A 24,166-nucleotide genomic window follows, 5' to 3' on the forward strand; every position below is an offset into this window, starting at 1 on the left:
CGTGTGCAAAACACTCTAGTATTTTTTTGCGTTTTTTGCCAGTTCTTTCATTTCGCGCGCACTTTCCAGTACCGTATCTGTAATCTTTGCACCTCCAAGAATACGCGCCAGCTCTGAAATACGTTCTTCCTCGGACAACAGTCCAATATTAGTAACGGTTTTGCTGTTTGCCGGCTTTTTTTCGATAATGTAATGTTGATCAGCCATAGCTGCAATCTGTGCCAGGTGCGTGATACAGATTATCTGATGGTTTCCGGCAATCACCGCCATTTTTTCTGAAACCTTCTGCGCTGTTCTTCCGCTGATTCCGGTATCAATCTCATCAAAAATCAACGTCTCCACCGCGTCTTTATCTGCCATCACAGCCTTGATCGCCAGCATAATTCTGGAAAGCTCGCCTCCGGATGCAACGCTTCCCAGCGGCCGCAGCGGAAGCCCCGGATTCGTGGAAATCAGAAAACAGATTTCATCTTTTCCATTTTCTACAGGCTCCTCAAGTTCTTTAAAATCAATTGCAAAACGTACTTCCAGGAAATTCAAATCAACCAGTGCTTCTGTAATCCTTGCAGATAACTGTTTTGCATAGGATTTGCGGATTTTAGAAATTTCATCCGCTAATTTCCAAAGTTCCTGTTTCTTTTTTTCATAAGAAATCCGAAGCTGTTCCAGATATCCTTCATAATTTTCCAGAATCTCCAGACGTTCCCTTTTTTCCTGCTCGACCTTTTGAATCTGCTCTATCGTTTTTCCATATTTTGTCTTTAAATGATTGATCAGATCCAGCCGCTCCTGTGTACTGCCGAGCTCCTGCTCGTCAAACGAAAGCTCATCCATGTAATCAGACAGACTACGGTTAAAATCTCCAAGCAGATCTTCGATATCTGCCAGCATACGGTCAAGCTCTGCCAACGGCCCGTCAAAAGCCCGCACAGAGCCAATCGCACGTGCAGCACGGCCAATCTCTTCGCTGGCTCCTGAATAGCTGTCTGCCCCGGTGAGCGCCGCTGCCTCAGAAAGCGCTTCCATAATGCGCTGGCTATTTGTCATGCGGCGATAGGCTCCTTCCAGCTCCTCATCTTCTCCCGGCCGCAAAGCGGCTGACTCCATCTCGTGAATCTCAAACTGTAAAAAATCAAGCTCTTTTGCGCGCGCACTTTCGTCCTCATTTGCCTTTTTCCAGTCGCGTTTCGCTTTCTGATATGAGCGGTGAAGCTCCCGGCACCGCCGAATCTTTTCTTCCAGCTGTTCTCCCGCAAAACCGTCCAGAATCGCCAGATGATTTTTCGCATATAACAGCGACTGATGCTCATGCTGCCCATGAATATCAATCAGCTCACCGGCCAATTCCCGCACGACAGAAACCGGAACCGTCTCGCCGTTTATTTTGCTGACGCTGCGCCCGCTCTTATATTTTCGTGTGATAATAATTTCTCCGTCCGGACAGGCAATTTCCTGCTCCTCCATCTTCTTCAGCACTCGGGGATTTCGAGTCGAAAACAGAAGCTCCACCAGAGCATAATCTGCATCTTCCGGAACATAATCCCTGAAATTCCCGGTTCCAAGCGCGATATTGACGGAACCGATCACAATGGATTTACCCGCCCCTGTCTCACCTGTCATGATGTTCAGTCCCGGGCCGAAATCTACCTCTGCCTCATGAATCAGAGCCATATTTTTTACGTGTAAACTGACTAACATATCTTTCCCTGCTCTCTCCCGAACGGCCTATGCCATACCGTTTCTTTTCATTTCCGTCCGACAATCCGGCTGATCTTTTCCATAACAATGATTGTATCGTCTACGCTGCGAATCGCACACATGATCGTATCATCCCCCGCGATACACCCTGCCACTTCGCCCCAGTGCATCGCGTCAATCGCGGCCGCTACCGCCATTGCCATACCGGAAACCGTTTTCACCACAAGAATATTTTGTGCCATGTCCATGGATACAAAACCATCCTTCAGAACACGCAAGTATTTTTCATTCATTCCGCTGCTCTGGCTCTGCATCAGCGCATATTTCTGTCTGCCGTCGTTCGTTGCAATTTTTGTCAGCTTCAGTTCCCGTATATCGCGGGATATCGTAGCCTGCGTCACACGGTAGCCTTCACGTTTCAGGTACTCCGCCAGTTCTTCCTGTGTCTCAATATCATATTTTCCGATCAGATCGACAATTTTGGCATGTCTTCCGATTTTCATAGCAAAACCCTCTCTATTTATTCATTTTCTCACGCAAAATTTCCAGAAAACTCGTATTTTTCATTTTAACCATCGAAGCTCTGCGTTCTGATTTCGTTATTACGATCTTATCCCCTGTATTCAGTTTCACTGACGTATCTCCGTCAAACGTAGCCTCCGCACCGTCGACATCCGTGCTGTGACCGGAAGCAATCTCAATCGTAATCTCCACTCCGTCCGGCAGTACAATCGGCCTGGAATTTAAAGTATGCGGTGCAATCGCCGTCAGCAGCATCAGCGACGCCTGCGGCGCCACAATCGGCCCGCCTGCCGACAGGTTATACCCGGTCGAACCGGTCGGCGTTGCTATGATCACTCCGTCTGCGGAATACGAGGTTAAAAAAACGCCGTCCACATAAATATTGAAATCAACCATCCGGAGACGTCCGTTTCTGGAAATCACAATATCATTCAGTGCAATATCCTCCAGCAGCTTTCGATTCTGATGCCAGGCAGCCCCCTGAATCATCATCCGGTGTTCGAGCGAATACGCCCCTTCCATCAGCTTATCAAGCGCGGGCTGGATACTGCGGTGCTCAATCTCAGCCAGATATCCAAGTGTTCCCATATTTACGCCAAGCAGCGGCAGCTCTGTCTCCACAAGATCTCTGGCCGCCTGCAAAAGCGTCCCATCGCCGCCGAGCACCAGAACGCATTCCACATCCGCCGGAATGCAACCGGCATCTGTATAGCGGTAGCCACACGAAACTCCGTAATACGCATTATTTCCACTGCCTTCCTCTTGCGTATACTGCTCTGGTTCTCCATCCGGCCGCACAGACAGACCTCTTTGCTCCTCCTGGTGGATATAGCAGGTCTTTCCCCGAGACTCCAGATACTCCTTTATGTATCCGGCTGTCCTGCATTCCGGATCTTTCAGACAATTTGTAATCACATAAAATTTATTCATCGGTACCCTCAGTCAAGCGTTTCATGTGCCACAGCTACGATTTTCTCCACAGCTCCTTGTTCCAGAACAGACGATTCTGCTGTCTTTTTCAGGTGCAGCAGATACTCAATGTTTCCCTCCGGCCCTTTGATCGGTGAAAACTCCAGCGCCAAAGCGCAAAGACCGATTGTCCCGGCATAATCAATCACCTTGTAAATGACCTCTTCATGCACCTTCGGATCTCTCACAACGCCCTTTTTTCCGACCTTTTCCCGCCCGGCTTCAAACTGCGGCTTAATCAGGCAGACAATCTGCGCATCCTCTGTCGTGAGCTCCCGCACCGGAAGCAGTACCTTCGTCAGAGAAATAAACGAAACGTCAATCGACACAAACGACGGCCTTTCCTGAATATCTTCCGGAACCACATACCGGATATTTGTCTTTTCCATGCAGACCACACGTTCATCGTTGCGCAGCTTCCAGTCAAGCTGACCATGGCCAACGTCGACAGAATATACTTTCACAGCGCCGTTTTGCAGCATGCAGTCCGTAAATCCTCCCGTAGATGCGCCGACGTCCATACAGACGCAGCTTTCCAAAGAGAGTCCGAAATGCTCCATTGCTTTTTCAAGCTTCAGACCTCCCCTGCTCACATATCTGAGCTGGTTTCCCTTTACTGTAATCTCCGCTTTTATGTCAATCATTGTCCCGGCTTTATCCTCGCGCTGACCATTTACCAGAACATTACCGGCCATAATCACCGCTTTCGCCTTTTCCCTGGAAGACGCCAGTCCCTGCTGTACCAAAAGTACATCCAATCGTTCCTTCATTTTCTGCTCCTATTTCTACTGCTGATACTGCGCAATGATCTTCTTAAATATAGAATCTGCATCAACGCAGGCCTCTTTTCTGAGCACCTCCACATTTCCATGCTCAATGTAATCATCTGGCAATGCCACCTGCAACACATGAAGATCTGCACCGGTTTCATGATAGTATTCCAGTACCTTTTCTCCAAAACCGCCGTTTTTGACATTTTCCTCCATTGTAACCACCAGCCGGTGATCCTGCGCCAGATAATCCAGCATCTTTTCATCTATTGGTTTTACAAACCGGGCGTTTACAATACTGCAATGATAGCCCAGCTCTTTCATCCGGTCACGAACCTCCAGCGCCGTCTCGATCATACTCCCGACCGCCACAAGCGCAAGCCCGTTTTCATCATAAAGTATCTCACTTTTCCCATATACTACAGGCGCACGAAACTCCTGTAATCCGTCATATGCCTCTCCCCGCGGGTAACGCAGTGCAATCGGCCCATCATATGCAATGGCATATTTCAGCATATCGGCCAATTCCCATTTGTTTTTTGGCGCCATGACGCACATATTCGGAATACTGGAAAGATAGGACAAATCAAAAAGCCCCTGATGTGTCTCTCCGTCGCTTCCCACCAGCCCTGCGCGGTCCACTGCAAACACAACCGGAAGATTCTGGATACAGACGTCATGAATCACCTGGTCAAATCCACGCTGCAAAAAAGACGAATAGACAGCCACTACAGGCTTTAAACCGCCCGCAGCCAGCCCAGCGGCAAACGTCACCGCATGTCCCTCTGCAATTCCGACATCGAAAAAACGTTCAGGGTACATATTCCGGAAACGTTTCAACCCTGTACCGTCCGGCATCGCTGCCGTTACAGCCACCAGCTTTTCCTCCCGCGCGCCCATCTTGCACATCACAGTGGAAAACACATCTGTATACGCCGCTTTTTTCTTTCGTTTAAGCGGCAGCCCTGTCTCCACATCAAATGGCTCCGCTCCATGGAACCGTGACGGCATCCGCTCTGCCGGAGCATAGCCTTTTCCTTTTTTCGTCAGTACGTGCACAAGAACCGGACCGTTTACTCGTTTTGCATCCTGAAAAACACGCATCAGCCGTGGAATGTTATACCCGTCCACCGGTCCGAGGTACGTGATTCCCATCTCCTCAAAAAACATTCCCGGCACGAAAAACTGTTTGATTCCCTGTTTCGTATTGCGCAGCCCTCTGACCAGTTTTCCGCCATACACTGGAATTTTATTCAAGGTATTCTCCACACCCAGCTTCAAACCAGTATATTTTTCCGCGGTCCTGATATTGCTCAGATACGCGGAAATGCCGCCTACATTCCGGGATATAGACATCTCATTGTCATTCAGAACAATGATAAAATTCGTCTTCAGCTGCGCCGCATTGTTGAGCGCCTCATATGCCATCCCGCCGGTCAGCGCTCCGTCACCAATCACAGAGACCACCGAGTAATCCTCGCCGCGCACATCCCGCGCACAGACATAGCCAAGTCCGGCTGATATCGAAGTGGAGCTGTGCCCCGTATCAAATGCATCACAATCGCTTTCTTTTCGCTTCGGAAAGCCGCTCATACCGCCGAATTTACGCAGACTATCAAATCCATCCTTGCGGCCGGTCAGAATCTTATGCGTATAAGCCTGGTGCCCGACGTCCCAGATCATCTTGTCGCGCGGCAGATCAAAGCTCAGGTGAAGCGCCATCGTAAGCTCCACAACCCCCAGATTGGACGCCAGATGCCCTCCGGTCCTGCTGATATTTTCAATCAGAAAATCACGGATTTCCTGCGCAAGCTCCGGAAGCTTCTCTTTTTCTATCTTTTTGATATCGTTTACTTCATTTATTTTCTCTAACAGAATAAACGCCATCCTTCCTTACGCACTGCGATGAATCAGATTCAGAATCAATTCCCGCAAAAATTCATTGTCGCAGGACAATTCATCCAGAATCTTTATGGCCTCCTCTGAGTATGCTGCCACATCCTCCTGTGCTTTTTCCAGTCCTTTAACCGTCACGTATGTCGTCTTGTTATTTTTCTCATCGCTGTTGACCGGTTTGCCAAGCGTTTCCTGCTCTCCAATCACATCCAGTATGTCATCCTGAATCTGAAAAGCAAGCCCGACATTCCTTGCAATCTGCTGTACCTTTTCAATTTCTGCTTCAGACGCTCCGGCCAGAACCGCGCCGATCATCATAGACGCCTCAATCAGAGCGCCTGTCTTCAGCCGGTAAATAAAATAGAGCTGTTCCTGCGTCAGCGGCTGATTGACATACTCTACGTCTACAGACTGCCCTCCAATCATGCCGTCGTATCCGGTTTTCCCGGAAAGAATCTGAAACGCCCTGCCTATTCCCGGATTCTCCGGTTCCATATCAAAAGCCCTGGAAGCAGTTTCATACGCCAGATTCAACAGCGCGTCGCCTGCCAGGATCGCCATCGCCTCTCCATAAACAACGTGTGTCGTCTTCTTTCCTCGGCGATATTCGTCATTGTCCATTGCCGGAAGGTCGTCATGAATCAGCGAATGGGTGTGAATCATCTCAATCGCTGCCATAAAAGGCTGAATCACCGCAGACGAACCGCCAAACATGACGTACGTCTGCTGCATCAAAAGCGGGCGCAGTTTTTTCCCGCCAACCAGCATACTGTAATCCACAGCCTCCAGAAGCGTCCGCTGAAATCCTTTTTCCTCCGGAAGGTAGCTCTGGATAATGCTCTTTATCTCTGTCACGCGTTTCTTCATCTGACTGTCAAAATTCGTCAAATCCACCATCCCCATTCATGATACGTATTTTTTTCTCAACCACATCTATCTTTTCATTACAGCTGGCCAGAAGCTCCATCCCCTGCTGATACAGCCGGAAAGATTCTTCCAGAGGAAGCTCTCGGTCTTCCATTTTTTCCAGCATTTCATCCAGCCGGGCAAAGGACGCTTCGAGTGTCAACTCTTCCGTCTTTTTGCCCTGTACTACGGTCTCCTCCAGCATCGTCTCTTCCGTCTTTTTGCCCTGCTCCACGTTTTCCTCCAGCGTCATCTCTTTCGATTTCTTATCTTGCTCCTGCATAGCTGTCCCACCTCCGCATTACTAGCGAATCTTTTCGGTCCGCATCACCTGCGCCACAATCTTGCCATCGCTCACAAGCAGTTCCAGTTCTTCATCCTTATGGACCTGCTCAACGGAAAATACACGTTTGCCCGCTCCATCTGTCACAGCCGCGTAACCCTGCGCCAGCTTTTCAAGCGGCGAAAGTCCTTTCATACGCTCAATATAGACCGCCATCTGATGCCGCCGCTCTTGCAGCGACATTTTCATCTGCGTCTCAAGCTGTTCCTCCAGATCTGCCGCACGCATTCTCAATTCCCGGACACGCTGTACCGGGCTTAAATGCTCAAGCCGCATTCTCTTTTCATCGAGCCGCATCCGGCTGCTTTCAATCCGATACCAGAGCAGCCGTTCCATGCGCCTGCGTTCGTCCTGCAGCCGTTCCTGCACTCCACGTACATCCATAACTGCAAGCTCAGCCGCCGCAGAAGGCGTAGGCGCCCGCAAATCCGCAACATAATCTGCAATCGTCGTATCTGTCTCGTGTCCCACTGCCGAAATCACAGGCGTATGACAGGCAAAAATAGCCCGCGCCACAAGTTCTTCGTTAAACGCCCACAAATCCTCAATCGAGCCGCCACCGCGCCCGACAATAATTACATCCAGTCCAAGTGCATCCAGCTTTGCAAGCCCGTCAGCCACACTCTGCGCCGCACCTTCTCCCTGAACCCTGGCCGGATATAAAATCAGCTCAATCCCGGGATTACGGCGTGTGGAGATATTGATAATGTCCCGCACGGCCGCTCCGGTCGGAGCCGTCACAATCCCCATCCGGCGCACATAAGACGGAATGGCTTTTTTATATTCCCGTGAAAACATGCCCATCTCTTCGAGCTCCTGTTTCAGCGCCAGAAAACGTTCGTACAGAACTCCCGCACCGTCCAGCTGAATGCGATTCGCATACAGCTGATACTTGCCATCACGCTCGTAGACATTTACACTGCCTTCCACCACCACCTGCTGTCCGTCAGACATCCGAAAAGCCAGTCCCTTTCTGGCACCGGCAAACATAATACAGGCAATCGTACCAACCGCATCTTTCAGCGAAAAATAGATATGTCCCGACGTATGATATTTACAGTTCGAGACCTCTCCCCTGACACTGATTCTGTTCAGTACAAAATCCTGTGAAAACATATTTTTGATGTACGTGTTGATCTGACCAACGGAATAAACTTTCTGCATATAAGTCAAACCTCTGTTATGCCAGCTTTGCCAGAACTCCATTCACAAAAGAGGGAGAATCATCTCCGCCATATTTCTTGGCAAGCTCTACCGCCTCATTGATGGCAACCTTTACCGGAACCTCATCGTCATGCAGCATTTCATATACAGCCAGCCGAAGGACTGCCAGATCGGTCTTTCCCATCCGGTCTGTTTTCCATCCTTTTGCCACTTCATTGATTTTCCCATCCAGTTCCGGGATCTGATCTTTAATATGCCCAAATTTTTCTGTCATATAATCATGTTCTTCCTGCGTCGCTTCCGGCAAATTCGCAAAATACCGCTCTACCTGTTCCGGAATCTCACTGCTGCTGTAAAACTCTCCGCAGAAAACAAGTTTGAAAATATGCTCCCTGATTTCACTTCTTTTCATATCCCGCTCTTTCTCCTCTTATGAAATAAGAATCCTGCCACGTAATACTTTTCTTTGATATAAAAAAGCTGCTTCACAAAATGTTCACACGCAGACCGATTCAGAGTACTTCCCGAATAGAGAATAGAAAAACTCCGGCCGGAAAGCCTCTGATCTATTACCGTCTGTATGAAAAACGATTTGTGCAGCAGCCTCTGTTTAGTTCTTATCCATTAAAACATTTACGATTTTAATGTTCACTTCTGCAACTTCAAGACCTGTCATTGTCTCAATCGCTGTCTTTACCTTTTCCTGAATCTTGGAGCTGGTCGCCGGAACGCTGTAGCCATAGTGAATATTGATAGCAAGCGCTACGTGTACCGTATTCTCATCCATCGTAATCTTAACACCTTTGGAAAGTCCTTTTGTACCAAGCTTTGCGATCAGATCACGCGTCACATTCCCTGCCATCGAGGCAACGCCGTCCACCTCCGATGCCGCAAGCCCCGCAATAATAGCGACCACTTCATCTGCAATGCGAACTTCGCCAAATTTCTCTTCATTTTCTAATTTATGTGTATGAAGTTCTGTATTTTCCATGAGATACCTCCAAAAGATCAATTATAATTGTTCATTGTCTATATTATACCATATAACAAAACGCGCGGCATGTTCCATGCCTTTTATGGAGATCTGCATTTGCAGCTTTCCATAACCTATATTATAGTGAACAAAATCATATTTGGCAAGAAAGATTTCGCATTCTTCCTTTACCGGCCAAATTCTGACAGAATCAAACCTTCATTTCGCTCCAGCACCATGCCCACGGACCAGCTGTTCACGAACAGTAAAAGCGGCCTGTCTTTCAGATCCTTGATCTTCTTCATATCAGATGTACCGACAATCCGGTTCAGGTCAATCTCCTCATTTTCAATCCAGCGGATATGCTCGTACGGCAGCATTTCCAGACGAATATCTACATTATATTCATTTTCCAGACGGTATTTGAGCACGTCAAACTGCAATACGCCGACAACGCCGACAATAATCTCTTCCATTCCGGTATTGTACTCCTGGAAAATCTGAATGGCGCCTTCCTGCGCAATCTGATTGATACCCTTGACAAACTGTTTTCGTTTCATTGTATCAAGCTGCCGCACCCGTGCGAAATGCTCCGGAGCAAAGGTCGGAATCCCCTCGTATGCAAATTTTTTGCCCGGCATACAGATGGTATCACCGATCGAAAAAATCCCCGGATCGAACACGCCAATAATATCGCCCGCATACGCCTCGGTTACGATATGACGCTCCTGTGCCATCATCTGCTGCGGCTGCGACAAACGCTGTCTGCGTTCCCCCTGCACGTGATACACCTCCATCCCGGCATCAAATTTTCCGGAACAGATGCGCATGAATGCAATCCTGTCACGATGCGCCTTATTCATATTTGCCTGAATTTTAAATACAAAAGCGGAAAAATCCTCCTCCATCGGATCAACCACACCGCAGTCTGCTGTTCTGGGCAGCGGTGATGTTGTCATGGACAGGAAATGCTTCAGAAAAATCTCCACTCCGAAATTCGTTAAAGCCGAACCGAAAAATACCGGCGACAGCTTACCCTGGCTGACCAGTTCCTGGTCAAACTCCGCGGAAGCGCCGTCCAGCAGCTCAATCTCCTCCATCAGAGTTTCTTTATTCTGTGTGCCGATAAATTCCTCAAGCTCCGGCGCATCCACGTCAATCTCTGTAGCTACCCCGGCCTTCGTTCCCTTCTGAGTGTCCGTAAATGTCGTCACTTTCCGCGTCCCGCGCTCATAAACACCCTTGAAATTTTTACCTGAACCGATCGGCCAGTTGATCGGACACGTTGCAATCCCCAGCTCCTTCTCGATGTCATCCAGAAGCTCAAACGTATCGTTCGCATCGCGGTCCATCTTATTAATAAAGGTAAAAATCGGAATATGCCGCATCACACAGACCTTAAAAAGCTTTCTCGTCTGTGCCTCCACGCCCTTTGAAGCGTCGATCACCATCACGGCAGAATCGGCTGCCATCAGCGTGCGGTACGTATCCTCCGAGAAATCCTGATGTCCCGGAGTATCCAGAATGTTAATGCAGTATCCGCCATAATTAAACTGTAACACGGAAGAAGTAACCGAAATACCTCTCTCCTTCTCTATCTCCATCCAGTCTGAAACAGCATGGCGCGCCGTCGCCTTTCCTTTTACCGAACCGGCTAGATTGATCGCTCCGCCGTAAAGCAGGAATTTTTCCGTCAGCGTCGTCTTTCCTGCGTCCGGGTGCGAAATGATGGCAAACGTCCGTCTTTTCGTAATCTCTTCTTTTATATTGCCCACAGCATTTCCCTCCAACTGTTTTTTTCAGACCTCTTATAAAACGATTAAAAGCCCTGCTTATTCTAACAGGGCTTTACAAAACTGTCAATCGAAATCACAGCTGTCCTCAGTCCCGAGACCCGGCGTCCCGTCAAGGCTCTGCGTATTCAGCGTCTTTCTTCGAAGCCGCTCTTCCTCCGACTGTTTCAAAATATAATTTTTGATCTCTTTTGCATTTTTAATATGCATCAAACGCAAATCCGGGTCCGTCACATCGCCGCTGAAGCAATGCACAGTTCCCAACCCGAAAATACGCTCCAGAAGACTCGTCTCCAGCCGCACATCCACTACTTTATACATGTAGCAGTCATTTTCCACCCGTTTCAGAAAACCTGAATTCACAGTAATGATCTCTTCCTGCACTATATAAGTGGTAAATGTCAGGGGCAGCCCCAGAAAAGCCCACCGCTTTTTCTCTTTATATGACATAACATTCCTCCTTGTCTCTGAATATGAACCAATTGCGAAACTCTCATTCAAAATCAGTTCCCTGAAAATACATAGGGAACATCTGCATTCAAATCCTTACACTGTCTTTATTTCGAAAATTATAACGTATTTCAAAAACGAAGACAAGAAAAAATTTATCTTTTCTCTTGAATTTCCAGTTCAGATACGGTATGATATGGCGAAAGAAAACTGGAGTATTTTTTACCGAAGCTATAAAGCAAGGAGGATAACATGAGACACTTAATGAGTCCTTTGGACTTCTCGGTAGAGGAGCTTGACCGTCTTCTCGATCTGGCAAACGACATTGAAGCAAATCCTGAAAAATATGCACATGCCTGTTCCGGCAGGAAATTAGCCACTTTATTTTATGAACCAAGTACACGTACACGACTCAGTTTTGAAGCAGCGATGCTGAACCTGGGTGGTAGCGTACTTGGTTTTTCTTCGGCCGATTCCAGCTCAGCAGCCAAAGGAGAGAGCGTTTCTGACACGATCCGCGTCATCTCCTGCTACGCAGACATCTGCGCGATGCGTCACCCAAAAGAAGGTGCCCCGCTTGTAGCCTCCACAAAATCCCGTATTCCGGTCATCAATGCCGGAGACGGCGGCCACCAGCATCCGACTCAGACACTTACAGACCTGCTGACCATCCGCTCCCTCAAGGGACGTCTCGGCAAATTTACGATCGGCCTGTGCGGTGATCTCAAATTCGGCCGCACGGTACATTCTCTGATTCAGGCTCTGATCCGCTACCCTGATGTCAATTTCATCCTGATTTCACCGGAAGAGCTCCGCATTCCCGATAATATCCGCGAGGACGTCCTGCGCCGGAACCACCAGAATTTCAAAGAAGTCGTCCGCCTCGAGGACGCGCTGCCTGATCTGGACCTTCTCTACATGACAAGAGTCCAGAAAGAGCGTTTCTTCAACGAAGAAGATTACGTGCGCATGAAAGATTTCTACATTCTTGACCGTGAAAAAATGAAACTGGCCGGACCGGACATGATCGTTCTCCACCCACTTCCCAGAGTAAACGAAATTTCCGTCGATATTGACGACGATCCCCGCGCTGCCTATTTCAAACAGGTACAATACGGCGTATACGTCAGAATGGCACTGATTCTCACACTGTTGGAGGTAAAAGTATGTTAAATGTCGGACAATTAAACGAAGGCGTGGTACTTGACCACATAGAAGCCGGAAAAAGCATGTCAATTTACAAATACCTGAAACTCGACCAGATGGACTGCTGTGTCGCAATCATCAAAAACGCCCACAGCAACAAGATGGGAAAAAAAGACATCATCAAAGTAGAATGCCCGATTGATGAACTTGACCTGAATGTTCTCGGCTTCATTGACCACCGCATCACAGTCAACATCATCCAAAACGGCGCAATCGTAGCAAAAAAAGACCTGAAACTACCCAAAAAACTCATCAACATCATCCACTGCAAAAACCCGCGGTGCATCACCTCCATCGAACAGGAACTAGACCAAATCTTCTTCCTCGCCGACGAAGAACGCGAAACCTACCGCTGCATGTACTGCGAAGAAAAATACCGCAGCTCCCGCAAAAAAAACTAAAAAACCACCCACTACAAAATTTAACAATTTGAATTCTTAACACAGAAACAGCCCGAGAGGGGACGACTGCTCAACGCAAACCCTGTGAGGCCGCCGGTACTTCATGAGTTTAAGCGAAGCGCCAAACGAATTTAGTACCGCTGCGTGCCGAACGGAGCGAAAGCGCGTTTGCGAGGGGCAGCCGTCCCCTCCCGGGCGTCCGGATTAATCCATACCTCCGCCTTTCACTACCCTCTCATATTTCAAAAACACATATTCCAAATCAAAATACGTCTGCTCCTCGCTATCTGCCGTAATCTCCCACTCATCCATTGCATCGAGATCCGGAAAATAAACGTCTGCCTCATACGCGTGGTTAATCTTTGTCACATGAGCCGTGTTGCAGTACGGCAGGAACTGCCGGTAAATGCTTTCTCCTCCGATAATATAAATATCATCGCTTTCATACTTTTTCAGCTCTTTCAGAACCTCCTCCACCGTGTGCAAAACAATCGCGTCTTTTACCTGATAATCCGGACGTTTTGTCAGCACAATATTGGTCCTGTTTTTTAAAGGAAGTCCGTTCGGAAAACTCTCAAGCGTCTTTCTCCCCATTACCACTACTTTGCCGGAAGTTGTCTCCCGAAAAAATTTCATATCGGACGGAATACTCACAAGAAGCTTGTTTCCCTTTCCAATTCCCCAGTTTTTATCTACTGCCACGATCAGATTCATCTGTATTTCTCCTCTCCATCATCGCGATATGCTCCCGCATCAGCTCCTGCGTAAGCTCGTAAACACTCCAGCTACAGTTATGCGGCGTGAGAACTGCTTTCAGCGGAATCGGTGCAATCCCAGCCTGCCGATAAGCTCGCAAAAACAAATCCAGCTTCTCCTCTGAAAATGCCACAAACACAAGAATTTCCGCCTGATGATACACGGCCGGCGCTTTTCTTTTCTCCTGCACCCCCTGCAATTCGCCCGCTTTCATCCCGGCAAGAACACCGACGCGCCGCTCAATATCCGCAGCGCAAAGCCGCCTTGCACCGCATCCCAGGCGACTGCAAAGCGCCTCAATCTGCTCCCATTTCCTATCCTCTTCGGTATAACATAAAATAAAAGCCAAATCCTGCATCTTCACACTCTGTTCCTTTCCATCACAGGCCAGTATATCGTTCAAACTGACCGCTCAGAAGCCTTATTGCACCTACACAGCCACCGGAATATTACGAATCTGCGGTCCCGTTGCATAATCTTCCACGTGCAAATCCTCCACCGTAAATGCATAAAAATCTTTGATTCCAGGCGTCAACCATACCTTCGGCGCCGGATGCTCTTCCCGCGTAATCAATTCTCTCACAAGTGGAATGTGTCTGTCATAAATGTGCGCATCCGCAATCACATGTACCAGCTCTCCCACCTGCATATCACAGCACTGCGCAATCATATGCACCAGAAGTGCATACTGCACAACATTCCAGTTATTTGCAGTCAGGACATCCTGCGATCTCTGATTCAGAATCGCATTCAAAACCAGGCGGTCGTCATCCGCCTCTTTCGTCACGCTGAATGTCATACTGTAGGCACACGGATAAAGGTTCATTTCATGCAGGTCCGCATGAACGTAAATATTCGTCATAATCCTTCGGCTGTACGGATTATTCTTCAGATCATACAGTACTCGGTCCACCTGATCCATCAGGCCTTCCCGGTACTGATGCTTCACACCAAGCTGGTACCCGTAAGCTTTCCCGATACTCCCTGTCTCATCCGCCCAGCTGTCCCAGATATGACTGTTCAGCTCATGGATATTGTTTGACTTTTTCTGCCAGATCCACAAAAGCTCGTCAAAAGCATTTTTAATCCCCGTGCGGCGCAGCGTCATGGCTGGAAACTCTTTGCGAAGATCATAGCGATTCACCACACCAAATCGCTTCACCGTATAGGCACTGGAACCATCCTCCCATTTAGGACGAACCTTCTCCCCCTCTGTACTCACACCATGCTCCAGAATATCCAGGCACATTTCCTTAAAAATCTTGTCAGCGTAACTCATAAATATCCTCCTGTCTGTCTTCCTAAGTTGATCTTTCTAAAGCCTGCTCAATAAATGAGTCGGCTGATTCCCGTGTCCTCTGCAAATCCAGACGCATTATACAAAAACAGAAAATCCGTATATTCCCCTTCTGCAATCAGCTCACTTAGCTTTTGATTGTAGTAACGGATATCCAGCATATCAATCTGGTCATATCCATCTAACAGAAACGGCACAAAGCAATGTGCGTAAGAGTCTTTGACAACAAGAATCCGTTTTCCGGTATTCTGGCGCGTGGCAATTTTGACCAGCGCATGATTTCCTCCAAAAAAGACATTGTATTTACTCTTTGTACGCAAAGACGGATAATCATACAGGCTGTATGTGATTTCCGGATTTCCGTTTTTCTCCACTGTATAAAAGATATCTTCTTTGTGCTGATACAGTTCGATCGAATCCTGTTCCGTGCGAATGCCAAGTTTGGACTGAATGGTTCCCTCAAAACTGTCTGTCACAGTCTCTATCTCATAATCATCCTGTGAAGGCACCACACCCCCCTGCTGCCCTGCCCACGCCTGGTACGTATAAAAGGCGGCCAGCGTCGTCCAGTGGTGATCCGTACGGTAATAAATCTCTTCTTCCTTATGCTCCCGCAAAACAGCGGCCGCATCAAACCACATACCCTCTGGTAAAACCGCTTCCAGCTCCTTCAAATACTGCTCCTCGTCATACGGCGACGCAAACGGCGGAAGCTTATCGCTTAAAATATCCACCGCATTCGGTATCACCATAAAGGTCATATGCCCACTCTCAAATCTGTCCTGATACTGCTTGGCGAACTGCCCCAGCACCCGCACATTCTGTCGTGCCGTATCGGTCGTAAAAGAACCGGTATGTTTTTCAATGAGATAATCATCTTTCGCAAAATAAATATCTTTGCTCTCCCTGCGCCCGGTCGCCCGCTCCACACCTGTCTTAAGGCCAATCCAGCCGTCGCGCCCCACGAACTGATCCGTCAGGTATTTCTCGTAATCGGCTTCAAAGTCCCCGCTCAAAACCGACTCCAGCGTAACCTTCGGCATCTGCGCAAGGTCCCTGTTTTCAGATTCTGAATGCTGTGCATCCGGTTTTAAAAACGTTGCAACAGTAAATCCAAAAATCATAATACAGAACAATGTAATCACATTCCACGCCTGTTTTCTGTTCATAATACCTCTCTTTATTTCTCAATGATAAGTTTCTGATTTCCTTAAAAGCGGAAATACAAAAACGGATTAAATGAAGCATCCACCAGCCACGCCACCGAGAGCAGAAAAATACCGGCATAAAACAGATTCCGGACCACGATCACTGCAATATCATTCCCAGAAAGTACGCGGCAAATCCATCCGCCGATTCGTTTCGGAAGCTGTGTGCTGCCCAAAATCAGAAGTAGCAACAAAACCGCATTATTATATAGAAGATATACAAACTCCCGGTTCACGACTCCACTTCCGTAGCCGCCAAACAAGGCCCTCATATAAGCAAGACCTGCTCCCATATCTTCAAACACAAAAAGATTCCAGCCAAGCATCACAAAAAAGAGACAATACACATGCTGAATGGCGGACGGCAGTTTTTTCAGATATTTCCCAAGGAAAAATTTTTCAATTAACAATAATACTCCGTAGTAGACTCCCCAGATCACAAAGTTCCAGCTTGCTCCGTGCCAAATTCCGGTAAGAAGCCATACCACCAGAATGTTGCGTACATGAAACAGTCGGCTCACGCGGTTGCCGCCGAGCGGAATATACACGTAATCCCGAAACCACGTGCCCAGAGAAATATGCCATCTGCGCCAGAATTCCGTGATACTTTTTGATACATACGGATAATTAAAATTTTCCAGAAAGCGGAACCCGAACATGTGCCCCAGGCCAATCGCCATATCAGAATATGCAGAAAAATCAAAATACAGCTGAAACGTATACGCCGCAAGGCCCATCCAGGCGGTAAGTACCGGCAGCTGCGCGACGGACATTGTCTGAATACTGTTCCAGAGCTGTCCCGCATTGTTTGCCAGAAGCACCTTCTTCCCAAGCCCCAGCATAAAACGGTTTACACCCTCTGCAAACTGAATCGAAGTTTCCTTTCTGCTTCTGAGCTGTTCATCAATCGTTTTATACTGAACAATCGGACCTGCAATCAGCTGTGGAAACATCGTGACATAAGCCCCGAAAGAAATCAGATTTTTCTGTACTCGCGCCTCTCCCCGATATACGTCAATCGTATAAGACATGGTCTGAAACGTATAAAAAGAAATTCCGATCGGCAGCGCAACATGAAGAAGATCCAGTCCGGCTCCTGTGAGGCTGTTTGCCGTATCAATGGCAAAATCCGCATATTTAAAAAAACCGAGCAACGACAGACTGACAACGGAAGACGCCACAAGCGCAAACTTTGCCCCCTTTTCGCGGTTCTTTTGTTTCATCTGGTCGACCATAATTCCGCCCATATAGGACACAAGAATGGAAACCAGCATCAGAATAATATAAACCGGCTCCCCCCATGCATAAAACAAAAGGCTGAATAACAGAAGCGCCAGATTCCGCAGAGAACGCGGCGCCAGATAGTACACAACAAGAACTGCCGGCAAAAACCGGAACAGAAACAGTAAACTGCTGAAAACCATATCTTTTCTCCTGTAATTTTACTGCAACGTCACAGACCCTGCAAGCAGTACTCTTCCACCGCCGCGTCCGGAACGCTCTAAGGCCGATTATATAATAAAGAAGTCAGATTAGCAAATTAAATTTTCCTGCGACTTTTTTCCCTATAATTTGATTTCTGCTTTGTGAACCACTTGACTTTACCCCTGTTTCTTATATAATATATCCGTATGCCTGCCTGACAGGGACATCCCTGCCTTTGCCAGTTGCAGACAGCATCAAAACAAATTACTGTTCATATATTATAGATTACAAGAAGTGCAGGAGACAATTTATGGGTAAACCGAAGCGCAAACGCGCAAAGAAGCAGGATCATCTTATCCTAAATCTTCTGATTTTAGTCACGGTAGTTCTGGTCGTTTTTGAAGGCCGCCTCGTTGTGACAATGTTTACATACCGTTCTGTCACAAATGCTTCCCCTGTTACTGCTCAGTCAGGCACATCTGCCTCGTCAACGGGCAGTATGACAGAATCGCAGCAGACAGAAAACGCTTCCACGACAAATGGATCTTCTTCCATGGAGGCTTCCCTTGCAGGTCTTCCGGGGAACCTGAGTATTCCGGAAGGTTCTGATCATTCCACTACATCGGCCCCTTCGAGCAACGCAGTTGTTCCAAAGGCCTCAACACCTGTCGATGATTCCTATTTTTCAGATGCCGTTTTTATTGGTGACTCCAGAATGGAAGGTTTCCGAAACGCTTCCGGCATCACACAGGGCCGTTTTTTCACAAGCGTCGGAATGTCTCTTTCTTCCATGCGAAGTGAAAATATCATCCAGACACCGGATGGAAATATCACAGTTGCAGCGGCACTCTCGGGAGGAACCTACAACAAAATCTATATCATGCTCGGCACAAATGACCTCGGTGAATATGACTGGAACTCTTTCCAGGACGGATTCGTATCCGCAGTGAAACGTTTCCAGGAAATTCAGCCAGGCGCGCTCATTTATATATGCAGCGTTATTTATGTAGAAGAATCCAAGGTTGATTCCACACAGTATGTCAACAATGCGAATGTCGACAAAATCAACTCCATCCTGCTTGATATCTGTGAGGAACAGGGTTATCATTATCTGAATTTGAATGAATTTCTGTCCAATGGCTATGGTGCTCTGATCGACGGTGCTTCCAGTGACGGAGTGCATATTTACCCGGATTACTGTAAACAGATGCTCGATTACCTCAAAAGCCATTACATTCCGGTCAACCAGCCGGACGACACATCTTCCGATGAAACAGAGGCAACAACTGATGCTGATGATTCTGTTTAAACAGACGATATCGGCATACAGATGCGAAACAAACATATAGAGAGGGGAACTTTATGATGAAAAAATTTACCACAATCCTCTGCACCGCTTCCATGGCACTCTGCCTGACAGCCTGCGGCGGCGGAAAGGAAAAAGACATCACAGTAGACACCGCCAAGCTTGCGAATGAGCTTCAGGCTGCAGTTACTTCAGACACACTCAGTGAGACAGCTTCTGATATGCTTTCTTCCATTTATTTCTTTGAAGACGGCGTAATCGAAGAAGGCGCTGCATATGCAAGCTCCGGCGCTACCGCATGTGAGATCGCTGTTGTAAAAAGTAAAGACGCCAAAGATACGGCCAATGTAGAAAAACTCTTCCAGACAAGAGTGGATAATCAGTCCAGCCTTTACGCTTCTTACAATGAAGGCGAAGTGAAAAAGCTCGATGAGGCTATTATCAAAAGCGCCGGTTCTTACACTGTACTGTGCGTCTGCGATGATCCGGATAAAGCAAACGATATTCTGAAAGATTACGGATTTTAGTCCTTTCTGAATTTTATAGCAAAGGACAGGTTGTAAAATCTTATAAAACAGGATAAACCTGGGAGGAATATATAAGTGGGGTTCCAAAACAAAAAGCACCCTATGCTTACGTATTTCTCCCAGGTTTTAATTTTGAAAGAATGTTTATTTAACTGGCTAAATCCCGCCTCTTGTAGACTACTAGCGCCCCGATTCCGGTTAGTACTGTCACTGCACAACAAACTGCTGCCAGAACAGCATCCGGTTTGCCTTTTGTAAAAATATCTGCCGCATTGGAAAAATAGTAAGGCGTTACGTATTTCAGCCACTCAATTCCCGGTATAACACGGCAAAGCATATCTGCAAGATATAAAAATACGGCAAGGCTAAATACTCCTCCAAGCTGTTTTTTCCGGCTGATTGCTGAAATCAGGAAACAAATACTGCCCACCTCAAATTGCAGCAGGATTTGCGCTGCATGATACCAGACATACGATTTCAGATTCGGCATTCCTCCAATCAGCGCCATACCTGCCAGCTCCCAGAGCATGCAGATCATCTGGAACACCAGAAGCATCGCAAGCATAGCCAGGTATTTCCATCCCACTACCGCTGTTCTTGTAAACGGAAGCGTATGCAAAAATTCTCCAGTATGCCCTTCCTCCTCTTTCGCTAAGAGAGACGCTCCAATCTGCGCTGCAAACATCGCACCTCCGATTGAAAAAACCATTGCAATTTCCGTTGCATAAAATCCCTCTACGGTCCCGATATTCAGACGATCCATGCCAAACGCCTTTGCAAACATACCGAGACTGGCGTAAAATCCGGCCATCTGCGCAATCGTATCTGCCAGGCTTTCAAAGAGCAACAGGCATCCGAAACAGATGATCCCCACACCAAACGACCAAAAGAGCAGCACCTTTTTATTCATTCTCAGTTCATGCTTCCACAGTATCATTTTTCCGTTCCTTTCTCATAATATGCTGAAAACAGCTCATCCAGCGACGGTTCTTCGATCAGTACGTCATCTACCTTTTCTTCCTCAAGCTTATGAATCAACTCCTGTGCACTTTGATACCAGGAAAAATGCTCCTCTTTCCCGTTTTTCCACACACGCACACGCCGAACCCGTGACCTGGAGAGATTTTCCACGGAATCTACCCGTATCAGCTCTCCTTCCCGTATAATCGCTGCATTCTGACAGTACCGCTTAACCTCAGAAAGCACATGGGAGGACAAAAAACAAGTGGTTCCTTTTTCTTTGTATTCCAGAAGAAGATGAAAAAACGCGTCCTGCATAAGCGGATCCAGCCCGGAAGTCGGCTCATCCAGAATCAGAAGCTCTGGCTCATGCTGCATGGCGCAGACAATGCTTACCTTTTTGCGATTACCGAGCGAAAGCTCACGTATGCGCTTCTCCTGCTCCACCTCAAACATTTCGCACATCCGATGCGACATCTTCTTGCAGTCTTTCCCCTGTGCCCCGGCTGCAAAGGAAATTACATCTTTGACCTTCATATCCGGATAAAAAAACGGCTCCGACGGCATGTAACCAACCCTCCGCATCAGATCCCGGTGCTGTGTGGAAGCATCCATTCCAAGCAGCCGAATGCTTCCCTCCTGATACCTCAAAAATCCAAGCATGCTCCGAATCGTAGTCGATTTCCCTGCCCCGTTTGGACCAAGAAAGCCAAATATATCTCCTTTTTCAACTTGAAGCGATATATCTTTTATTCCCCTGTGTTTTCCATAAAACTTTGTCAGATGATTGATATCTACAGCATATTCCATATCCAGTCTCCCTTTCTCATTGTGGAACAATCGTTCTGTGTTTCTTCTTATCTCACGAAATTTCACAACTGCCTGTTATGACACAGCACTTTTTTCCGGTTCCTGACCGCCCTTCTTCTGCTCTGACTTATATTTATCCAGCATCTGATTCAGCAGCTCCGTATCAATCCTCCGCTTTATCTTGTTTGCCAGACGGACACTCACATAAACCATCACCATATAAATACAAAAAAGTGCCGTCACCGTTTTTTTTCGGTCAAACCATAGAAAAATCCAGGAGGCCGCTGTATAACAGACAGAACAAACCAAAATCCCGGCCAGGCCCCACCGTCCAAGATGATCTGTCTCGTCAAAATTTTGAAACACATAAAGTTGCAGATAACACATCGCATACGTAAGCAAAATCATCTCTACCAAAACTGGAACCCTGGCGAAAAAATCTCCGTGCAACCCAAGATAGCAGCAGTAAAAAAACAAAATACAGCAAAAATACAGACACGCTCTGTATTCAATCATAATTTCTGTACTTAAATAACGTTTTAATCTCCTCCAACACCTCATATGCGCTTCGAAATAACACCCCAGTCTATTCCACATCTTCCTCGCCTCCTTTCAGTATCCTCCGCAGCTCTTTTCCATATTTCCGCGAAATAATTACCTGTTCCCCATTCTCCATCGTTGCCCGTATCCGACCTCCAGGTTCACTTTTCAGATAACTGATTTTATTGATATTCAAAATCATTGCTTTCGCGCATCGAAAAAAGCCTCTTCTGGTATATCGCAGTTCCAGCGCCTTTAAACTCGAAGAAATCCTTGCTACCTTATCCGCCAGATAAGCATACGTTATCCCATCAACATTTTCCAGATAAAAAATCTCCTCCGGAGCAAGATAAACCGTCTGTTCTTCCCAGACCGCAGGTATCTTCTGCACATCTCCACGTACAAATTCCACCAGAGTTTCTATTCTCGGCGTCATGCTCCGGTAGCAGATCACGATTTCGTCCTCTCCCTCCGTGATCTGATGTAACGTAAGCTTCATCAAAGCTCCTCCTTCTTCTCATTTTGTTCATTTTAACATTCTCTGAAAATATTACAACACAAAAAGAGCTAAGATGCCATTTCTTTCGGTTAAAATGCAGTAAAACAAACTGAAAAATAGCAAGTAGCATTAAAAAAGGAAGCTCCTTTACCGTGGAGCTTCCTTTATAAGGCCAAACTTCAGGCCCTGAAACCAATGAAAACTAAATTTTCTCGTAATGTTCTTCTGTGTACCTTACTCATGATGACAGCCATGTGATCCGCACCCATGACTTCCACACGCGCCTTCCGAATGCCCATGCTCATGATGGCTGCAGTTCGCCTCTGTGGAATATGCAAGGGTACCTGCAAGCAGTGCATCTACTGCCGCATCGGCAGCTCCTGTCACGCCACAGTACAGACGGATGCCAGCCGATGCAAGTGCATTCTGTGCGCCCCCGCCTATTCCTCCGCAGATCAGAACATCCACCTGATTTGCCCGCAAAAAGCCTGCAAGTGCGCCATGGCCACTGCCGTTCGTATCAACCACCAGCGACTGGGTTACTTTATCACCCTCTACATCATAAATTTTGAACTGTTCTGTATGTCCAAAATGCTGAAAAATTTCTCCGTTATCGTAAGTTACTCCAATTCTCATCGTGTTTTTCTCTCCTTTTCTGTGAATCATCTGCATCCCATCGCTACAATAACGATGGCAACACCCCTCCTGCTTTGCACACAGGATAAAATCGCCACCTGCTATATCAAGCATGCGTCCCTCAACAATGCAGGAAGCTATTTTCAATCTGGCGCTGCTGTATATCGCCTGGACCGTCGTTCGCGCAACATCCATCTGTACCGCGCACTGCTCCTGTGTCAGCCCCTCATAGTCGATCAGCCGGACACACTCATATTCATCCAGCGTCATAGCCGTACGCTTCATCTCAGGCCTTTCTGCTCTGGGACCAAAACTGCGGCAGGAAGGCACGGCACAAATGCGTCTTTTTTTACATGGTCTTGGCATTGCCTTCCTCTCTTTTTTCCTTTTTATAATCCCAGTATAGTTTTATTATTGACATATGTCAATAATTATTTCATCTATTTTTTACATTTTTTCCTTTATGAAATTAAAAAAATACAAAAAAACACTTGCAAAATTTCCAGTAATTTTATATAATATTCTAGTCGGTTGGAACGCCGTATGTATGCCGGATTAGCTCAGTCGGTAGAGCGACGCATTCGTAATGCGTAGGTCGTGGGTTCAAGTCCCATTTCCGGCTGAAAAAAAGCCTTGCTATTGCAAGGCTTTTTTTATATATTAATTTATCCACTATCTTTTTTATAGACCGCTTTATTTAATAAAACGGTCTATTGCTTTGTTCAATTCCTCTATTTCATGCATATCTCCGGACTCAATCGCATCCACCAGACAATGCTTGATATGATCCTGCAAAATTACTTTTCCCGCATTATTGATCGCAGCTTTCACGGCAGAAAGCTGAATCAAGACTTCACTGCAATCTCTGCCGTCTTCTACCATACGTTTAATGGATTCTACATGTCCAATCACGCGGGAAAGACGGTTCAACACAGCACGGGTATTTTCATGTGTATGCGTATGCACATGGCCTTCTTTCAAAGAATGGCTGTGCACGGACACTCCTGTTTCCGAGCTGTGCGCATGTGGCTCCGTCTCCTCATGGATATGTTCATATGGAACCCCATCTGCTGTTACGTGTGTGTGCACATGCTCCTGTCGCGTCTTATCC

The 24,166-nt window shown here is 47.1% G+C and carries 27 protein-coding genes and 1 tRNA gene; 5 read left to right on the top strand and 23 right to left on the bottom strand.

The features are described from left to right. Window positions 1-15: 15 nt before the first annotated feature. The 12 genes from recN to AC6I2O_RS01060 all read right to left on the bottom strand — a co-directional run bounded on the left by recN (window position 16) and on the right by AC6I2O_RS01060 (window position 11,484). Window positions 16-1,698, bottom strand: coding sequence for a DNA repair protein RecN (recN, locus tag AC6I2O_RS01005; RefSeq protein ID WP_120391440.1), 1,683 nt, complete (start codon window positions 1,696-1,698; stop codon window positions 16-18). A gap of 47 nt (window positions 1,699-1,745) precedes the next feature. Then, window positions 1,746-2,201 (bottom strand): arginine repressor, encoded by a 456-nt coding sequence (gene argR, locus AC6I2O_RS01010; RefSeq protein WP_120391439.1) that lies wholly within the window; start codon window positions 2,199-2,201, stop codon window positions 1,746-1,748. A gap of 13 nt (window positions 2,202-2,214) precedes the next feature. Beyond that, the gene (locus AC6I2O_RS01015; protein ID WP_120391438.1) at window positions 2,215-3,150 is read right to left on the bottom strand and encodes an NAD(+)/NADH kinase; all 936 of its coding nucleotides are present in this window, start codon (window positions 3,148-3,150) and stop codon (window positions 2,215-2,217) included. Between the two features lie 8 nt (window positions 3,151-3,158). Then, window positions 3,159-3,959 carry a TlyA family RNA methyltransferase gene (locus AC6I2O_RS01020; RefSeq protein ID WP_497741555.1) on the bottom strand — a complete coding sequence of 267 codons (801 nt, stop codon included), beginning with the start codon at window positions 3,957-3,959 and terminating at the stop codon, window positions 3,159-3,161. A gap of 15 nt (window positions 3,960-3,974) precedes the next feature. After that, window positions 3,975-5,846 (bottom strand): 1-deoxy-D-xylulose-5-phosphate synthase, encoded by a 1,872-nt coding sequence (dxs, locus tag AC6I2O_RS01025; protein WP_497741556.1) that lies wholly within the window; start codon window positions 5,844-5,846, stop codon window positions 3,975-3,977. Between the two features lie 6 nt (window positions 5,847-5,852). Beyond that, complete coding sequence (locus tag AC6I2O_RS01030; RefSeq protein WP_120391436.1) at window positions 5,853-6,752, bottom strand: polyprenyl synthetase family protein; 900 nt, start codon at window positions 6,750-6,752, stop codon at window positions 5,853-5,855. After that, window positions 6,730-7,044: an exodeoxyribonuclease VII small subunit gene (gene xseB / locus AC6I2O_RS01035; RefSeq protein ID WP_497741557.1), complete on the bottom strand. Its 315-nt coding sequence runs from the start codon at window positions 7,042-7,044 to the stop codon at window positions 6,730-6,732. Before xseB ends, AC6I2O_RS01030 begins: the two co-directional genes overlap by 23 nt. Window positions 7,045-7,065: 21 nt before the next feature. Next, complete coding sequence (gene xseA / locus AC6I2O_RS01040; RefSeq protein WP_120391435.1) at window positions 7,066-8,268, bottom strand: exodeoxyribonuclease VII large subunit; 1,203 nt, start codon at window positions 8,266-8,268, stop codon at window positions 7,066-7,068. Between the two features lie 16 nt (window positions 8,269-8,284). Then, a complete protein-coding gene (gene nusB, locus AC6I2O_RS01045) occupies window positions 8,285-8,680 on the bottom strand; it encodes a transcription antitermination factor NusB (protein WP_120391434.1) in 396 nt (131 codons plus the stop codon). Between the two features lie 198 nt (window positions 8,681-8,878). After that, window positions 8,879-9,259: an Asp23/Gls24 family envelope stress response protein gene (locus AC6I2O_RS01050; protein ID WP_120391433.1), complete on the bottom strand. Its 381-nt coding sequence runs from the start codon at window positions 9,257-9,259 to the stop codon at window positions 8,879-8,881. Between the two features lie 170 nt (window positions 9,260-9,429). After that, window positions 9,430-11,016 carry a peptide chain release factor 3 gene (locus AC6I2O_RS01055; RefSeq protein WP_120391432.1) on the bottom strand — a complete coding sequence of 529 codons (1,587 nt, stop codon included), beginning with the start codon at window positions 11,014-11,016 and terminating at the stop codon, window positions 9,430-9,432. 84 nt (window positions 11,017-11,100) lie between these two features. Next, window positions 11,101-11,484: a PH domain-containing protein gene (locus AC6I2O_RS01060; RefSeq protein WP_120391431.1), complete on the bottom strand. Its 384-nt coding sequence runs from the start codon at window positions 11,482-11,484 to the stop codon at window positions 11,101-11,103. A 252-nt stretch (window positions 11,485-11,736) separates the two neighbouring features. Here AC6I2O_RS01060 and pyrB point away from each other — a divergent pair, with 252 nt between their 5' ends. Together pyrB and AC6I2O_RS01070 are read left to right on the top strand one after the other, a co-directional pair. Continuing rightward, window positions 11,737-12,657, top strand: a complete 921-nt coding sequence (gene pyrB / locus AC6I2O_RS01065; RefSeq protein ID WP_120391430.1) for an aspartate carbamoyltransferase — start codon at window positions 11,737-11,739, stop codon at window positions 12,655-12,657. Then, the gene (locus tag AC6I2O_RS01070) at window positions 12,651-13,091 is read left to right on the top strand and encodes an aspartate carbamoyltransferase regulatory subunit (protein ID WP_120391429.1); all 441 of its coding nucleotides are present in this window, start codon (window positions 12,651-12,653) and stop codon (window positions 13,089-13,091) included. Before pyrB ends, AC6I2O_RS01070 begins: the two co-directional genes overlap by 7 nt. 204 nt (window positions 13,092-13,295) lie before the next feature. On the opposite strand, the gene AC6I2O_RS01075 is transcribed toward AC6I2O_RS01070, so the two are convergent. From AC6I2O_RS01075 to AC6I2O_RS01095, 5 genes are read right to left on the bottom strand one after another with little or no spacing between them, the layout of a single operon-like run. Next, window positions 13,296-13,805 (bottom strand): dihydrofolate reductase, encoded by a 510-nt coding sequence (locus AC6I2O_RS01075; protein ID WP_120391428.1) that lies wholly within the window; start codon window positions 13,803-13,805, stop codon window positions 13,296-13,298. Then, entirely contained in the window at window positions 13,780-14,250 is a 471-nt protein-coding gene (locus tag AC6I2O_RS01080; protein ID WP_497741558.1) for a DUF3783 domain-containing protein, read from the bottom strand. Before AC6I2O_RS01080 ends, AC6I2O_RS01075 begins: the two co-directional genes overlap by 26 nt. A gap of 27 nt (window positions 14,251-14,277) precedes the next feature. Next, window positions 14,278-15,126 carry a thymidylate synthase gene (gene thyA, locus AC6I2O_RS01085; RefSeq protein ID WP_120391426.1) on the bottom strand — a complete coding sequence of 283 codons (849 nt, stop codon included), beginning with the start codon at window positions 15,124-15,126 and terminating at the stop codon, window positions 14,278-14,280. A gap of 47 nt (window positions 15,127-15,173) precedes the next feature. Beyond that, window positions 15,174-16,313, bottom strand: coding sequence for a DHHW family protein (locus tag AC6I2O_RS01090; protein ID WP_497741559.1), 1,140 nt, complete (start codon window positions 16,311-16,313; stop codon window positions 15,174-15,176). Window positions 16,314-16,354: 41 nt separating this feature from the next. Continuing rightward, the gene (locus AC6I2O_RS01095; RefSeq protein ID WP_120391424.1) at window positions 16,355-17,776 is read right to left on the bottom strand and encodes an MBOAT family O-acyltransferase; all 1,422 of its coding nucleotides are present in this window, start codon (window positions 17,774-17,776) and stop codon (window positions 16,355-16,357) included. A 311-nt stretch (window positions 17,777-18,087) separates the two neighbouring features. On the opposite strand from AC6I2O_RS01095, the gene AC6I2O_RS01100 reads away from it, so the two are divergent. Further along, window positions 18,088-19,086, top strand: coding sequence for a GDSL-type esterase/lipase family protein (locus tag AC6I2O_RS01100; RefSeq protein WP_120391423.1), 999 nt, complete (start codon window positions 18,088-18,090; stop codon window positions 19,084-19,086). A gap of 53 nt (window positions 19,087-19,139) precedes the next feature. Further along, window positions 19,140-19,610, top strand: coding sequence for a DUF4358 domain-containing protein (locus tag AC6I2O_RS01105; RefSeq protein ID WP_120391422.1), 471 nt, complete (start codon window positions 19,140-19,142; stop codon window positions 19,608-19,610). Window positions 19,611-19,758: 148 nt separating this feature from the next. Here AC6I2O_RS01105 and AC6I2O_RS01110 read toward each other — a convergent pair whose 3' ends face one another. The 5 genes from AC6I2O_RS01110 to AC6I2O_RS01130 form a co-directional block, all read right to left on the bottom strand. Then, complete coding sequence (locus AC6I2O_RS01110; RefSeq protein WP_120391421.1) at window positions 19,759-20,547, bottom strand: ABC transporter permease subunit; 789 nt, start codon at window positions 20,545-20,547, stop codon at window positions 19,759-19,761. After that, on the bottom strand, window positions 20,544-21,380 hold the full coding sequence (locus tag AC6I2O_RS01115) for an ABC transporter ATP-binding protein (RefSeq protein WP_120391420.1): 837 nt from the start codon (window positions 21,378-21,380) through the stop codon (window positions 20,544-20,546). Before AC6I2O_RS01115 ends, AC6I2O_RS01110 begins: the two co-directional genes overlap by 4 nt. 75 nt (window positions 21,381-21,455) lie before the next feature. Next, entirely contained in the window at window positions 21,456-21,977 is a 522-nt protein-coding gene (locus tag AC6I2O_RS01120) for a DUF3021 domain-containing protein (RefSeq protein WP_120391419.1), read from the bottom strand. Next, on the bottom strand, window positions 21,967-22,419 hold the full coding sequence (locus AC6I2O_RS01125; protein WP_120391418.1) for a LytTR family DNA-binding domain-containing protein: 453 nt from the start codon (window positions 22,417-22,419) through the stop codon (window positions 21,967-21,969). Before AC6I2O_RS01125 ends, AC6I2O_RS01120 begins: the two co-directional genes overlap by 11 nt. Window positions 22,420-22,653: 234 nt before the next feature. Continuing rightward, complete coding sequence (locus AC6I2O_RS01130) at window positions 22,654-23,421, bottom strand: DUF134 domain-containing protein (protein WP_120391417.1); 768 nt, start codon at window positions 23,419-23,421, stop codon at window positions 22,654-22,656. 183 nt (window positions 23,422-23,604) lie between these two features. On the opposite strand from AC6I2O_RS01130, the gene AC6I2O_RS01135 reads away from it, so the two are divergent. Continuing rightward, window positions 23,605-23,677 (top strand) — tRNA-Thr (locus tag AC6I2O_RS01135). Window positions 23,678-23,748: 71 nt separating this feature from the next. Here the strand turns inward: AC6I2O_RS01135 and AC6I2O_RS01140 are convergent. Beyond that, complete coding sequence (locus AC6I2O_RS01140) at window positions 23,749-24,102, bottom strand: metal-sensing transcriptional repressor (RefSeq protein ID WP_497742484.1); 354 nt, start codon at window positions 24,100-24,102, stop codon at window positions 23,749-23,751. Window positions 24,103-24,166 lie beyond the last annotated feature (64 nt).

The organism is Blautia sp. St.27G3 (genome assembly GCF_059728505.1).